Raw genomic sequence first — 15,187 nt, 5'->3', positions numbered from 1 at the left:
ATGGCTGGGGAAGAGGAAAGGTCGCAGCAGCAGGTGCGGTTGCGCCTGGGCGCTGAGTTGGAACAGATCGCCGAACAGCTCCGGTCATTGGCCCGGGCCCAGGACCAGCTGCATGACCTGTATGAGGCCGTCCTGGCCCGGGAGGTGGACCTGTCCGTCGTGCTGGGTTTGATCGTGTCCACCGCGATGAACCTGGCCGGCGCCCGCTATGGCGCGCTGGGCGTACTCGATGAGGAAGGCGAAAACATCGCGCTCTTCATCCCCAAGGGCCTGTCCGAGCAGGAAAGGGCCGAACTGGCCGGCACGGAGTTTCCCCACGGGCGCGGCCTGCTCGGCCATCTGATCACCCACCCTGAACCACTACGCGTCGACGACATCTCCGCTCACCCGGACTCGGCAGGCTTCCCGCCCGGGCACCCACCGATGCGCACCCTGCTTGGAGCCCCGATCATCATCCGCGGCAAGATCTACGGAAACCTGTACGTCTCCGAGCGGCTCGACGGACGACCCTTCCGCGCACACGACGAGGCTCTGATTGCCGCCCTGGCCAGCGCCGCCGGGCTGGCCATCGACGATGCCCGCCTGCACGAAGAAACCCGCCGCGACGCCGAGCGCTTCCAGCGGCTCCTGCTGCCACAGCTCCCCGAGCACATGGAGCCGTTCGCCGCCGCCGCCACCTACCGCCCCGCCATCGTCCCCGGCCACGTCGGCGGAGACTGGTACGACGCCATGCTGGTGCCCGACCAGTCCTGCGCAGCAATCATCGGCGACGTCGTCGGCCACGATCTCCAGGCCGCCGCCGCCATGACCCAGACCCGCAACATGCTGCGTGCCTTCCTCTACGACCAGCGCACCGCGCCGAGCGTCGTCCTCACCCAGCTCGACCGCGCCCTCCACGCCATCACCGACAACCCCGTCACCACCGCATGCCTCGCCCGCATCGAACCCGGAGGCCATGGCTGGACGCTGCGCTGGAGCACCGCAGGCCACCCTCCACCATTGCTGATCGCCCCAGAGCAGCGGGCCCGCTACCTGTACGCCGACCCTGACCTGCCCCTCGGCGTCGACACCGCCCAGCCACGCCACGACCACGCCCACCGCCTGCCCTCGGGCGCCGTAGTGATCTTCTTCACAGACGGGCTCATCGAACACCACAACCATCTGATCGAAGAGGGGATGGAACGTCTCGCCGCCATCGCCACCGCCCACGGCGACCTGCCCCTGCACGATCTCGTGGAAGCGCTGATCGCCCAGCATCCCAGCGATGGCCACGACGACATGGCCGTCCTCGCCCTACGCGTCCCACACAACTGCCCGTCACGCGCCCGTCAGAGACGCAGCCCGAGCCGGGAATCATGACAGCGAGCGTGCCCCGCCTCGAGAAGACCGGGATACCGCGGCCGTCGAGGGTGCGTCCAGTTAACGGCACACACCCAGGCGGGACGGCTACGCCAGGAGAACGGTTGGTCGTCATCGACGTCGATGCTCACAAGGGCACCCACCCTCTGGTCGCCGTCGATCGGATAGGTCGCAAGCTTGCTCAGCGCATCGTTCGAGCGACCCTGGACGGTCATGCGAACGCAGCAGCTTGGGCGGGTCAGTGGCCCGACATCGTGTGCGCTGTCGAGGACTGCCGACACATCGCCCGGCGGTTGGAGGCCGATCTGCTGCGTGCCAGGTACCGGGTGATACGTGTGACCACGCAGCTGACGGCGGCCAGCGGCGCGGCTTTGCGCTGTCCCACTCGGCCTGAGTTGCCGCTCAGGCGGGCGAATAGGTGAGGCAGTCCGCCGCGTTCTCCACGTAACCGACCGTGATGTTGGGGGCCTGGCATTCAAACTGGGCGTTGTGCTGGCAATCGGACATCTTGCATGCGCCGACGTGGCCTATGACGGTGGGATCGCCTCCTTTGGCTGGAGCGCTGAAGAAGGTGTCGCAGTGGGCATGGCGGACGTCACCTATGGTGATGGCCAGTGCGTGGCAGCGGCGGTCGGTGTTGTAAGCGCACGCCTCCACTTGGCATGCGTTGACAACAGGTATCTCCATCGATATTCCCCCGAACGTGGCGTGAGGCCGAGGCCAGTGGGCGGCTCCTCAGAGCCGCTCAGTGATGCTGCCCCGGTTTCCGGGGGTTGACTCTGCGTCGTCATCAAGCATGGTGAAGTCTTGGTATCGACGGTGGTCGCAGTTCCGGCTGCATATGGAGCGTGGCGACTGGCGCGCGCCTTGATGTAGCAGGGAAGGTCATCCCACAGGCTCACATAGAGAAGGCTGTCCGGTCGGGCAAGGGACAGCGACCGAACAGCCTGGGGGCGAAGACCCCGCCGGTCTGTAAAGCGGTAATCGGTTGGGCGCGGAACGTTATGCGGGCCAGGCGCGTCCCCTGCGGTGCTGGGGCGGACTGCCGGGTCCGCGACGTGCCCGGGCTGGATCCGCGGCTGCCACGCGGGATGTGCAGTGAAAGCCAGCCAGGCGGGGACAACTCCCCTGTCGTCCCCGCCTGGACCCACCCTCGGCTACCGACCAGAGGACACCGGCGAGGTACCGGTTGCGTGGACTCTGCCGGCTGCTGCCACTGCCGTGTACGAAGACCACCACCCCCGCAGCCTCCTCCGGAACGACCAGCTGCCCCGACAACCGGACAGGACCGGCTTCAACCAGCACCTCACCGGCGCTCTGGCGGATCAGATTTCACAACCCGCCCCTTCCTGACCGCCGTGGCCGGCGGCGGCAGGTGGCGCGGCCCGCCGAGTAGTTCGAGCACCTGCTCGTCGGTGGCCTGAGCAGCGCGCCGGCGTGCTGGGGTCGTACCGGGTGGTGCGTACGTGACGGCGCCATGTTCCTGGCATCGTGCATGCGAGAGGGCCGCGCCGACAACACCCTCTTTCGTGCGTGAATATTTGGCTACCCTCTTTGCTTTCCGGAGGAAAGCATGCCCGAACGCTGGCCTTCCAGAAGATTGGGAGACCTGCTCTAGGCCGCAAAATCGGCGACGGATGTGACTTTGGTGCCTCGGCGTGGGCAGTGTCGAGGTGAGAGCGCCGGTGCGGTCGTTGCACGCTGACCGGCTGCGGCATTGCGCCGGCCCTCCCATCCACGAGTGCTGTCGCCGACTAAGGATCTGCCATGACACGCCACGTTCAAGATGTGATGACGAGGGATGTCGTGATGGTGAGCGTCGATTCCACGCTGGTGGCCGCAGCTCGGCAGATGCGCGAGCACGACATCGGTGACGTCTTCGTCATGGAGGACGGACGGCTGTTCGGGGTGCTGACCGACAGGGACATCGTGGTGCGGGCGATCACGCGCGGCCTGTCGCCTGAGCTCGTCTCGGCAGGTGACATCTGCAGCCGTCAGCTCGTCACCGTCTCTCCGGACGATGGGGAGTGGTACGCCGTGGAGCTGATGCGCCTGCACTCGGTGCGCCGATTGCCCGTACTCGATCACGAGCGGCTGGTGGGTGTGTTGTCGTTGGGTGACCTGACCATCGACCTGGAACGCGAGTCCACGCTGGCGTCCATCAGCGCAGCCCCACCCAACAGATAGGGCGCATCCCCATCCTGCGGGCGCCTCAGAACAAGCTCTGGCCGCCAGGCGACCATTGAGACTCCGCCTCTGACCACAGAGGTGAGCGATTCTGCGGGCGAGTCCATACGGGCAGGTTCATCCTCGCGACCAGGGATGGGTTGCGAAGGGTGGCCATGGGATCGCGCCTGGCCCGGGGACAGTCCGGTGACGGTCAAAGTCGGCGGTGATGCCTGATGACAGCCGTGACGGCGGCGGCACCCTTCAGCTGGTCGGCCTACAGCGTGAGGTCAAACGAGCCCACGGCGACTGGACCGGTACCGGGCTCAAAGGCTGGAAAGATCATTTGCTCGCCGCGCCATGCACATCGACCCCAGCAGGCCGCGAAGCTCAGGGGAGACGCCGCATTAGTGCACCAGCTCCGAAACCCTGTGGAGGCAGCCTCAGAGGGGTCCCGTCACCTGCGCTTCCAGATCGGAGTGTCGTCCTGCCTCCAAGTGATGTGGTCGATCACATCGACCACCCCGTTCACTCGCTCGACCATGCAGACGGCGATCCGGGCGTCGCTGCGCCGCTGCATGAGTCCGGCCAGCGTCACGACGCCCTGGTCCACTGTGGCCCGCACGTCGGAGGTCTCAGCCCACAGCGAGTGGGCCAGGATGTCCTCGCACACCTCACGGGCGATGTCGGCATCGGAGCGCAGGAACACCTGCATCAGATCGCGCCGGCTGACGATGCCCTCCAAACGGCCCTTCTTGGCGACGACTGGCAACCGCTTGACGCCGTGCTCGGCCATGAGCCGCATCGCCGACACGACCGAGGCGTAGGGGCCGATCGTCACCGCAGGGGTGGTCATCAGGTCGGCCGCGGTGTCGGTGCGGGCCCGGTTCCTGGTCTTCGGGCCCTCCTTGCTCAGGCATCGGCGCAATCTGGCACGCAACGGTGGCTGGTAGCCCTCCCTGTAGTACTGCTCCTTGAACTCTTCTTTGCGTAGCAGGTCCGCCTCCGAGATGACGCCGAGGACATGCTCTTCGCCGTCGACCACGGGGACTGCACTGACGTCATGAGCGATCAAGACCTCGGCCACGTCCTTGAACGAGGCGCCGCCGTTCACCGATACGACCTGACGGGTCATCACGTCCTGAACCTTGACTCGCATCGCATATCTCCTTGGATGGCACCCGTACCCGGTTGAGCTGACGGGCTCCAAACCTCCCCCTTCGCGTTGTTACTGCCCATTAATCCCGTCTCGGATTGGTCGTATGGGTAGATATCGGAGGTCGCCGGGCCGTTCAACCCGGGGCGTGGTCCGGGTGAGGTGAGAGGTAAATCGGTCGTTCCCGAGTTCGGCCATAGTCTCCAGTGCGCCAGGGTTACTCGAAGAGTCCAGGCGCGCCGGGGGCACACCAGCGCCTCGTCGGCCTTGACTTCGCCCGCCTGCCCCGCGTCGACACGGAGGTGAAGACCACCGTGGTAGCGCGTGTCGGTGATGGAATCGGTTGGACCTCTCGGGCCGTTATGGAGAGGGAGGCGCATGCGACGTCCTGTCTGGCAGATGCGGAGTATGCGCCTGTCAGGAGGTGTTGCCCATGGTGGCGGTGTCTTCGGTGATGGCCGCCATCGATCGTGGCGGCCACGTGCTGCGTGTGGGTGTGCGGACGGCGATGAGGTTCGGTGGCTGGGCGACTTCGATGGAGCCGAATGCCCCAAACGGGTATCGCATCGCTGGTGTAGATGTAACGCCCCTGCCGGATCTGGTGTCATTCGTGGAAGCGCGCGCCGCGGGCCTGCCTACGGTTACGCTGGCTTATGAGCGTTCCGGGGCCGGGGAGCCGCTACTCCTGGTGCACGGTCTGGGATTGAGCCGGCGCACATGGGAGGCCGTAGTCCCGTACCTGCGTGGCAGGCGCGAGGTGATCGCGATCGATCTGCCGGGTTTCGGACTGTCTCCTGATTGGCCGGCGGGCCTGAGACAGGATCTGCCGACCACGGCGAAGGTGCTGGGCGCCGCGTTCACAGCGCTGGGCATCGAGCGCCCGCACGTGGCAGGCCACTCCCTCGGCGGGTTGGTCGCGCTGGGGCTGGGACAGGCGGGCCTGGTCCGGAGCGTGACCGCGCTGACTCCAGCCGGCTTCTGGAACGAAGCCGAACGCAGGTACGCTTTCGCCGTGCTGGCCACGGCGCGGCGCATCTCCCTGACTGTGCCGGACGGCGCTGCAGAGTGGCTGTCCGCAACCGCCGCCGGACGCGCGATCTTGGCAGGCATGCTGTACGCAGACCCCACCGCATGCCCGCCAGGGGCGGTCACGGTGTGCCTGCGCTCGCTGCGCGAGTCCGTCGGGTTCGACGCCACGCTACGGGCAGGGCGAACACACGGCCTGTTCAGCGGGCAGATACCCGGCGTTCCCATCACGATCGTCTGGGGAACCGCAGACCGGATCCTGCTACCGCGGCAGGCACAACGGGCCACGGCCGTCCTCCCGCAGGCGCGGCTGATCTGGCTGCCCGGGTGCGGGCACGTACCGATGAACGACGCACCCGGACTGGTCGCCAACGTCATCCTGCAGGCAACTGAGCCGGACATCGCCGTGCCCAGGGCTGATGCCGCAGGGTCGTACGCACAACGTAGTGACTCAGCACGCCACGCGGCGGGGGATTCCGGCCCTGGCGACGACGGCCCTGGCGGCGCGGCCATGTGAGCCGAACGTTCGAGGTAAAGCCACTCACGCGAAGGGGACATGCAGAGGTCAGGCGGTTCTGACCTCGACGTGATGTGGCCTGGCCTTCTCGGCCTTCGGTACGGTCACCGTGAGCACGCCGTGGCTCGGGAGACGACCTTTCAGCTGGGACCCTTTCAGCTGGGACCCGCTCCGTCGCTCCCGCCCCGGTGGATCGGGACGCGGACTCGCTACGCCTTTTACGCACTATCCTCAGTCGAGCCGGATGCCGCTCGTGCAAGCGCCGGCTGAACGCGGCGCGCGCCGAAGTTCCGTCGTCGCTGGGCCGCCTGCAGAGCCCCGACCTCGCGCCTGTGGGCGTGAGCCGTGGAGATGAGGTGCCGGGGGATACTCTGGGTGTCGGCTGGGCTCGTCTCGTCGAACAGGCGTGGTTGCTGCTGCTCAAGAAGCTGCCGAGGCGGGCCGCGAACTCGTCGGGTCAGCGGCTCGCTGGTTGGGTCGTGTGACGGCGTAGTGACCAGCGGCGGAGCTCGTCGGTGCCCCAGACGATGAAGGGGAAGACCGCGATGATGGCGAGAACGTCGAGAGGCAGGGCGGCGGTGCCGAACAGGTGCTGTAGCGCGGGCAGGTAGATCAGGGCGGCGGTGAAGGCCAGCTCGAAGGCGATGCCGCCCAACAGCAACGGGTTGCTGGTAAGACCGACCTGGCGGAGGGAGGCGTGGTCGGTGCGGGCGGCGAAGGCAGTGCCGACCTGGCAGGTGACCAGTCCGGCGAAGGTGGCCGTGGTGGCGGTCAGGTAGGCGTGGTGGAGCGGATGGCCGGGCCCGGTAGGGTCGCCCGGGTGCCAGCCGGCCCTCCACAGCACGTAGAAGAACGCCGCCATCACCAGCGCGGCGGAGACCAAGCCGAGATAACCCCAGGCACGAACGAGCATGGCCCGGGAGATGACGCCCTGAGAGGCGGGCCGAGGCGGGCGGTTCATCAGGCCGGGTTCGGCGGGTTCACGGCCCAGCGCCAGCGCCGGGAGGGTCTCGGTGCCCAGGTCGATGGCCAAGATCTGCAGCACGGTCAGCGGCAACGGTATCAGCCCGCCGCTGAGCGCGAAGATCAGGAAAGGGACGACCTCGGGGACGGCGTGGGCGAAGATGTACAAGATGAACTTGCGCACGTTGTCATAGACACGGCGGCCCGATTCGATCGCGGTGACGATGGTGGCGAAGTTGTCGTCGGTGAGCACCATGGTGGAGGCCTCCCGGGCCACGTCCGTGCCGGACCGGCCCATCGCCACGCCGATGTGTGCCTGGTGCAGGGCAGGGGCGTCGTTGACGCCGTCCCCGGTCATCGCCACGACCTGCCCGTGCGCGCGCAGCGCGTCAGCGATCTTCAGCTTGGTCTCCGGAGAGGACCGGGCGAACACGATCTCGGCATCACCAGTCAGAAACTCGTCCAGGTGGCGGTCGGTGAGCCGCTCGGCTTCCGCGACCACGTGCTGGCGCGGGACACCGATACCGACCTGCGCCGCGACGGCGGCGGCGGTGGCGCCGTTGTCACCGGTCACGATGTGGACCCGCAGCCCAGCGGTGTGGCAGCGGCCCACCGCCTCTGCCACCTCCGGACGCGGAGGGTCGTACAGACCCGCCAGCCCGATCAGCCGCAGCCCGGTTTCGGCGTCCTCACGCCGTGCCGGTGGCGCGGCACCGGCGGGTATTTGGCGGGTGGCGATCGCCAACACCCGTAGTCCGCCACGGGCGAGCAGGCCGACGGCCGCCAGCACGCTCGCGCGCTCGTCCTCAGCCAGCGTGCTGCGCGCGAGGATCGCTTCGGGCCCGCCCTTGACGTTGATGCGCATGCCCCGCCCACCGGCAGGAGCGTCCTGGGTGATGGTCGACATCAGCCGCAGCCGGGGATCGAAGCGGAACACCGCAACAAGCCGGGCGTCCCTATCGGCCAGTTGGTGCGCGAGCCCGGAGGCGGCACCATCGGTCCCGGCGTCCAACGCCGAGCCGTCCGCGGCCTCGATCAGGGCGGTCTCGGTCGGGTCCCCCTGCAACCGGCCGTCCTCGTCGTAGGTGGCCGTGCTGCAGTCGATCATTACCCGGGCCAGCTCGCCGGGCAGTGGCAACCGGTCCCCATTGGTGACGACGCCGGTTTGAGGGGTCCAGGTCGCCTCCAGGTGCATCCGGTTCTGGGTCAGCGTGCCGGTCTTGTCGGTGCAGATCACGTTCGTGGACCCCAGGGTCTCCACCGCGCTGAGCCGTTTGACGACCGCCCCCTGGCGAGCCAGGACCCGCACGCCGATCGCCAGCGCCAGGGTGATGGTAGGCAGCAGCCCTTCAGGGACGTTGGCGACCAGCAGCCCGATCGCGAACATCAGCGCGTCCCTCAGCGGCAGCCCCACCCACATGCCCACCAGCAGGAACACCGCGCCCATGCCGATGGCGACCACGGCGATCAGCCACGCCACCCTTTTGACCTGGATCTCCAGCGGACTGGGCTGACGGCGGGTGCGCTGGCTGAGCGCGGCGATGCGGCCCAATTCGGTGTGCCCGCCGGTGGCGAACACGATCCCGGTGGCCTGCCCGCCGACACAGGTCGTGCCGGAAAACACCAGGTTCGGTTCACTCAGCAACGCCACCCCCTCCCGGGCCGGGCCGGCGACCCGTTCCACCGGCATCGACTCCCCGGTCAGCATGGACAGGTCCACCTCCACCGCCCCGTCAACCAGACGGGCGTCGGCGGGCACCTTGTCGCCCTCCTCCAGCACCGCGAGATCGCCCGGCACCAACTGGCCGACCTCCACCGACTGGCGCCGGGCATCGCGGATCACCTTGGCGCGCTCGGGCAGATACGCCGCCAAAGCCTCCACCGCCCGCTCGGCCTGACGCTCCTGCAACAGCGCGAACGCCGCGTTCACCACGATCACCGCCAGGATCGCCCAGCCCAGCACCGGCATGCCTGCAATGAACGCCAGCGCACCCGCCGCCCACAACAGCAACGCCAGCGGGTGAGCCAGCTGACGCGTCAACTCGCCGACCAGCGACGTGCGCTCGCGCCGCCGCACCTGATTGAGGCCGTACACCGCCAACCGCCGGGCTGCCTCCCGCCCCGACAAACCACCAGGCCCGGTCCCCAATTCCTTACGCAACAGCGGCAACGGTTCACGCGGATCAGCAACTCCACCAGCGAACTGGCCGGCAACCCGCGCCGCTGACTCGACGGACGGACGATCCTCCATACCCATCCACACTGCCCACCATCAGTTGTCACTAGCCAGCGACCGTCGCGGGCGCGTGCTGATTCAAGCGGTAGCGTCTCCACACCGACTGAAGCGTCGGTGGCGGCGGCGACCCGTGCCCGCCGGCGTTCTTGACGTGCTCCCCTCCCGCTGGCGGTCGCCAATCGGTAGGACACACGGCCGGAAACCGACGCCCGACACGATTCCGCCGCACCAGCCACCTACATCCCGACGGCACGCTGAGAGATCGTCCTTGTCGAAGGTCCCCCGGATCGCCTGTCCACGGCATCTCGACCAGGGGCCCACTCCGTCAACGCGATGGCCTGCAATTTCCACTCGACCGTGCCGCCGATCCGCACCGCCCCCGTCGATTTCCGCAGGCACGCCGTCGTCACACCTGACCCCGGCGAGGTACAGGTGGAAACACGCGGGGTCAGGCTCAGCGCCTCGGCCGATCCAGCGGTGGCCCGTCCGTGCACCGCACAGGCGAACATCGACGTCAGCGGGCGGCTCATCCGCGCCCAAGGAGTCGCCGAGTCGATACACCAAGCCATCTGCCTGCTCGGCGACCGGCTCCGAGTCCGGCTGCGCCGCACCGGCCGGGACTGGGAGGACCTGCGCGGGCGACGTCCAGAGGACGCCGACCACAAGTGGCGGCATGCCAGCCCGCACCGTCGCCCGCTGCCCTCCTTCCCTCGGCCCGTCGGCAAGCGCGAAGTCGTCCGGCACAAGGCCTACGAGCTGGTGGGCCACGCCCGACGAGGCAGCCTTCGACATGGAGCAACTCGACTACGACTTCCACCTGTTCACCGAGGCGGAGACCGGCCAGGACAGCGTCATCTACCACAGCCGGGACGGTTACCGACTGGCGCAGGTCGAACCCGCGCCTTACCGGCTGGGCCCGGTGTCGATCCCACTCACAGTCAGCTCCGCTCCGGCACCCGTCCTCTCTGTCAGCGAAGCAGTGGAATGTCTAGAGGCCACCGGTATGCCGTTCATCTTCTTCGCCGACGCCAGTACCGGGCGGGGCAGCCTCCTCTATCACCGTTACGACGGCCACTACGGCCTCATCACTCCCAGCAGGTGATCAGCCGGGTCTCCTCGACGCTGGTCACGCCTGCTGTCGGAAGGTCTGCCGACTGCGGAGATCGGCCACGAACTCGGCACTGCGCACCCCGATGCACGAGCAGAGGCATGACCGGACCTTTCAAAGGTCACCCCGCTACTTGGCCACGCTGACCCGTTCGCCCAGGTAGAGGATCTCTACGAACGGATGGAGCAGCTGATCCAGTCGACCCTCGGCGGCCCGATGGAAGATGTGGGCACCGATGGCCGACCTGACCGAGACCGACGACGCCTTCGTCGCCGACATCGATCTGCCGGGCGTGAAGAAGGACGACATCGACGTGGAGATCAGCAACCGGGAGCTGGTGGTGACCGCCGAGATCAAGGAGAAAGAAACGGCCGGCCGATCGCACCACCACATGCGCAGCACCGGCCGCTTCGAGCAGCGCGTACTCCTGCCCGGCGAGGTCAACCCCGAACAGGTATCGGCCACTGTGCCGGCGAACGAAGACAGCAAGGCACCCGCCGACCCGGGGTGTTCAGGCTAGCAGTCCTGGCTCTCTGAGCGGAGATCCCGTCCTGGCGACGGGGCCACTGCAGCTTTTCGGCCGCTTTTACCCTCTCCCTCTTTGAGGGGGACTGCCGTCTACCCGCCGCCACTGGCTCGTTCTCGGTTCGCCTGACGATGAGCGTCATCCGCGTGCACCCTTTACCGCCGTTGCCCGTCCGGGCACGAAGCACGCGATCGGCGGCTTGTCACCATTAGGGCCGGAATTGTCAGAAGACGACCAAGACTTTCATCACCCGTGAGTCTCATCTAGTAGGCAGGGGAAAGCCCATGCGACTAAAGAGGGGAGAACCCTTCTACGGGAGAGGCATGATGGGACGGCCCATACTGGTCGGTTACGACGAGTCACCCGCGAGCACGCTGGCGTTGTGCTGGGCGGTCGAGGAGGCGCGGCTACGTGAGTCCTCTGTTCTGGTGTGTCATGCCTGGCAGTGGCCGTATCCGTTGCGTCCTGTGGAGCGGGAGGTCCTGGCGCAGGTCGAGAAGGTCGCCGCCCATGTGGTGGATGGGGGCGTACACCGTGCTCGGAGCCTGGCCCCTGACGTGGACGTCCGGCCGAGATTGGCGAGAGGGACGGCCTCAACAGTACTCCTGCAGGCTGCACGCGAGGCCGAGCTGACAGTGCTCGGCTCGCGAGGGCAAGGTGGCTTCGAAGACCTACAGGTGGGATCGGCCGCCGTCCAGGTGCCCGCGCACAGCGTCGGGCCGGTCATCGTGGTCCGGCCTGACGCGATGCCGACTGGTGACAGGACACGGATCGTGGTCGGTGTCGATGGCTCGCCCGCCAGCCTGGCGGCGTTCGGTCTCGCTTTGGAGGAGGCCGCGCTCCGCGGCGGTGCCGTGACAGCCATCTGTTGCTGGCGAGATTACGGGCCACTGGCAGGGCCGGACAGGCAGCCGTTCGTCGACTCCCAGACGATCCGAACGGGAGCGGAGGTTCGATTCCACGAAGTGACGTCCCATCTGACCTCCAGACACCCTGAGGTTGCTGTCACGACGGAATTCGTGGACGAGCCCCCGCAGCGGGTGTTGATCGACGCGACGAAGAACGCGACGCTTCTCGTGCTCGGCACGCGAGGAAACGATTCACCCCCTTGCCTTCTGCTGGGACCGGTCACTCAGACCGCGCTGGCCGAAGCCCGATGCCCGGTGGCGGTGACCCCGCCGCCTTGATTCAGCGCCGCACCTCCACATTGTGGCCGGGCGCGATACTGGGGAGTCTCCGCCAAAGGTGTGGCTCGGCCGAGTCGGCGATTGCCCGCATCCCGGCGCTCTGACCCACGTGGCGACGGCGCTGGCCCGACGGCCACGGCGTCGGCGTGGTCTGGTCGCGCTGTATGCCTGTGGTGAGATCTTCACCGAGGAGCTCCAGGACAGGCTCAGCCATCTTGGCGGATCAGCCTAGGCGCCGGATATCAGGAGCGGCGAACGTCGGCCGTGCCACGAGGTCGCACTTGCCGTCGATCACCGTGGTCTGATCAATGGACATGGGCGGACCGCCCGGAGGTGGGCCGCGGCGGGCGGGACGGGTGCAGGACCCGGTCGAGGCGGACGGCGGCGTAGCCAAGGACCGAAAGTGCGCTGACGATCAGCAGGTCGCCCAAGGCCAGCGGCTCGGTGCTGAGCAGTTCCTGGAGCGGTGGGAGGTACAGCCCGGCGAGCTGCAGGACGAGCGCACCGGCGACGGCGACCAGCAGCATGGGGTTGGCCAGCGTGCCTGGCCGGGTACGGGAGCCGAGCGCGACGCCGAGTTGGGTGGCGCCGAGGGCGAAGAAGGCCATGCTCTGCCAGGGTCGTCCGGTCTGGTGTGCCCAGATGGCGATGCCAAGGGTGACTGCGGTGAGGACGAGGGCGATCCGGATCAGGCGCTGCCACAGCCCCGCGCCCAGGATGCTCTGGCTGGGTGGCCGCGGTGGGCCGGCCATGGCTCCCGGTACGGCGGGCTCGCTGCCGAGGGCCACGCCGGGCAGTCCATGCGTGAGCAGGTTGATCCACAGGATCTGGGCGGGAAGCAGAGGGAGGGTGAGGCCGGCGAACGGTCCCAGCAACATCACCGCGATCTCGGCTGCTCCGCCGGACAGGCCGTAGACCAGGAACCGGCGGATGTTGGCGTAGACCCGGCGGCCCTCCTCGACGGCTGCGACGACGGTGTCCAGGTTGTCGTTGGCGAGTACGAGGTCGGCCGCCTGGCGAGCGACTTCGGTGCCGCGTTTGCCCATGGCGACACCGATGTCGGCGCGTCGAAGCGCCGGGCCGTCGTTGACGCCGTCACCGGTCATCGCCAGAGTCTCGCCGTGAATGCGCAGGTCCTCGATGATCTCGAGCTTCTGCCCGGGCGTGGCGCGGGCGTACACGCTGATCTTCGCATGGTCTGGCATCCCAGGATTCCGGAGGTCCACGATCGGATCATCGGCAGCGATGATGCCCAGATCAGTGGCGATGGCCCGAGCGGTGCCCGGGTGATCTCCGGTGATGAGGAGCGGCCTGATGCCGGCCTGCTTGCAGGCGGTGATCGCGGCGCTCGCGGCCGGACGTGGCGGGTCCAGGATCGCGACCAGCCCGAGCAACGACAACCCGCTCTCTGGCGCTGTTTCTGGCACGGTGGCCAGATCGCGGCTCGCGACCGCCAGGACTCGGTAACCTGCCCGGGCCAGTTGCTCGGCGCGCTCGGTGGCGCGCGCCAGCAGCGCCGGATCGTCGGCCAGGACAGGCGGGTGGAGCAGCACGTCGGGCGCGCCCTTGCAGATCACCCGCCCGTGTCCGCCGGGAAGGAGATGCACGGTGCTCATCCGCTTGCGTTCGCTGTCGAAAGGCAGTTCGGCCACCCGCGGGAAACGCTCTTGCAGGTGCTTGCGGTCCAGGCTGAGCTTGGCGGCGGCGACGAGCAGGGCCGCCTCGGTCGGATCACCCAGCGCCGTCCACTCCCCGCCGGGGTCCTGGGGTGGCGACAACCCGGCGTCATTGCAGAGCGCGGTCGCCGCCAGCAGATCGGTGAGGTTCGTGCTGTCGAGGGAGTCGTCGCGCAGGACCTCGCCGTCAGGCGCGTATCCGGAGCCGGTGATCGTGGCCTCTCCCGTGGGAGTCCAGAGGCGCTGGGCGACCATGCGACCCTCGGTGAGGGTCCCGGTCTTGTCGGTGGCGAGTACAGTCACCGCGCCGAGGGTCTCCACAGCGGGCAATCTGCGGACGAGCGCGTTGCGCGTCGCCATCCGGCGAGCTCCCAATGCCAGGCTCAAGGTCACGACCGCGGGCAGCGACTCGGGGACGGCCGCGACCACCAGGCTGATCGCGGTCACCACCATCAACTCGACAGGTTGTCCGCGGACCAGTCCCAGCGCCAGCACCAGCGCGGACAGCGCCACCGCGACGCCGGCCAGCAGGCGGCCGACACCCACCAGGCGCCGCTGCAACGGTGTCAGACCAGCGCCCTTGACCATCATGGACGCGATCCGGCCGCTCGTGCTCGCCGCCCCCACAGCGGTGACCACTGCCCGGCCACGCCCCCGGACCACGACGGTGCCCGAGGAGACCGGATCATCGTCGGCCTTGTCCACCGGCACCGACTCTCCGGTCAACGACGACTCGTCGACCAGCAATACCGCCGACTCCACCACCGTGGCATCGGCCACGATGATGTCGCCCTCTGCCAGGATCAGCAGGTCTCCCACGACGACCTCGGCCGCCGGAACCTCCGTCTGGGAACCGTCGCGGATCACGCGCGCCACCGGGGCCGTGAGCTGCGACAATGCTGTGATTGCCCGGTCGGCGCGGACCTCCTGGGCGACTCCGACAGAGGTGTTGACGACGATCACGAGCATGATCACGGCCATGTTGGTCCAGTCGCCCGTGGCGATGGTCAACGCCGCCGCCACGAGCAGGACAATGATCAGTGGATCGCGAAGCTGGGCGGCCACCCGCCGCCACAGCGGGACGGGCGGCTTCTGCGGGAGCAGGTTGGGCCCATCCCGCTCCAGGCGGACCGCCGCCTCCGCAGACGACAGTCCGAAGCGTGTGGGGATCACCACGTCTTCCTCCTTGATCCGCGGTCCTCCGGCCGGCCGAGGCGCCGCATCGTCTCGCCTACCTGTTTTCGCAGGAAACGAACCGGGAGCCCAG

General features: G+C 68.0%; 10 protein-coding genes. 6 read left to right on the top strand and 4 right to left on the bottom strand.

Going from position 1 to position 15,187, the window contains the following annotated elements; all coding sequences use genetic code 11:
- Positions 1-1,359 carry a PP2C family protein-serine/threonine phosphatase gene (locus ABN273_RS48900; RefSeq protein ID WP_349456496.1) on the top strand — a complete coding sequence of 453 codons (1,359 nt, stop codon included), beginning with the start codon at positions 1-3 and terminating at the stop codon, positions 1,357-1,359.
- Between the two features lie 402 nt (positions 1,360-1,761).
- Here the strand turns inward: ABN273_RS48900 and ABN273_RS48895 are convergent, their stop codons facing one another.
- Positions 1,762-2,046 carry a DUF1540 domain-containing protein gene (locus tag ABN273_RS48895; protein ID WP_349456495.1) on the bottom strand — a complete coding sequence of 95 codons (285 nt, stop codon included), beginning with the start codon at positions 2,044-2,046 and terminating at the stop codon, positions 1,762-1,764.
- Positions 2,047-3,126: 1,080 nt separating this feature from the next.
- Here ABN273_RS48895 and ABN273_RS48890 point away from each other — a divergent pair.
- Entirely contained in the window at positions 3,127-3,546 is a 420-nt protein-coding gene (locus ABN273_RS48890; RefSeq protein WP_349456494.1) for a CBS domain-containing protein, read from the top strand.
- Between the two features lie 436 nt (positions 3,547-3,982).
- On the opposite strand, the gene ABN273_RS48885 is transcribed toward ABN273_RS48890, so the two are convergent.
- Positions 3,983-4,684, bottom strand: a complete 702-nt coding sequence (locus tag ABN273_RS48885; protein WP_349456493.1) for a CBS domain-containing protein — start codon at positions 4,682-4,684, stop codon at positions 3,983-3,985.
- A 430-nt stretch (positions 4,685-5,114) separates the two neighbouring features.
- Between ABN273_RS48885 and ABN273_RS48880 the strand changes: the two genes are divergently transcribed.
- Positions 5,115-6,224 carry an alpha/beta fold hydrolase gene (locus ABN273_RS48880; protein WP_349456537.1) on the top strand — a complete coding sequence of 370 codons (1,110 nt, stop codon included), beginning with the start codon at positions 5,115-5,117 and terminating at the stop codon, positions 6,222-6,224.
- 457 nt (positions 6,225-6,681) lie between these two features.
- On the opposite strand, the gene ABN273_RS48875 is transcribed toward ABN273_RS48880, so the two are convergent.
- Complete coding sequence (locus ABN273_RS48875; RefSeq protein WP_349456492.1) at positions 6,682-9,348, bottom strand: cation-translocating P-type ATPase; 2,667 nt, start codon at positions 9,346-9,348, stop codon at positions 6,682-6,684.
- Positions 9,349-10,096: 748 nt separating this feature from the next.
- Here ABN273_RS48875 and ABN273_RS48870 point away from each other — a divergent pair.
- The 3 genes from ABN273_RS48870 to ABN273_RS48860 all read left to right on the top strand — a co-directional run bounded on the left by ABN273_RS48870 (position 10,097) and on the right by ABN273_RS48860 (position 12,244).
- Positions 10,097-10,525: a sigma 54 modulation/S30EA ribosomal C-terminal domain-containing protein gene (locus ABN273_RS48870; protein WP_349456491.1), complete on the top strand. Its 429-nt coding sequence runs from the start codon at positions 10,097-10,099 to the stop codon at positions 10,523-10,525.
- 241 nt (positions 10,526-10,766) lie between these two features.
- Positions 10,767-11,051: an Hsp20/alpha crystallin family protein gene (locus tag ABN273_RS48865; protein ID WP_349456489.1), complete on the top strand. Its 285-nt coding sequence runs from the start codon at positions 10,767-10,769 to the stop codon at positions 11,049-11,051.
- Positions 11,052-11,380: 329 nt separating this feature from the next.
- Complete coding sequence (locus ABN273_RS48860) at positions 11,381-12,244, top strand: universal stress protein (protein ID WP_349456487.1); 864 nt, start codon at positions 11,381-11,383, stop codon at positions 12,242-12,244.
- A gap of 305 nt (positions 12,245-12,549) precedes the next feature.
- Here the strand turns inward: ABN273_RS48860 and ABN273_RS48855 are convergent, their stop codons facing one another.
- Complete coding sequence (locus ABN273_RS48855) at positions 12,550-15,096, bottom strand: cation-translocating P-type ATPase (protein ID WP_349456486.1); 2,547 nt, start codon at positions 15,094-15,096, stop codon at positions 12,550-12,552.
- Positions 15,097-15,187 lie beyond the last annotated feature (91 nt).

The organism is Nonomuraea sp. B19D2 (genome assembly GCF_040137845.1).
Lineage (GTDB): Bacteria > Actinomycetota > Actinomycetes > Streptosporangiales > Streptosporangiaceae > Nonomuraea.
This window is presented reverse-complemented; position numbering and strand designations above follow the sequence as displayed.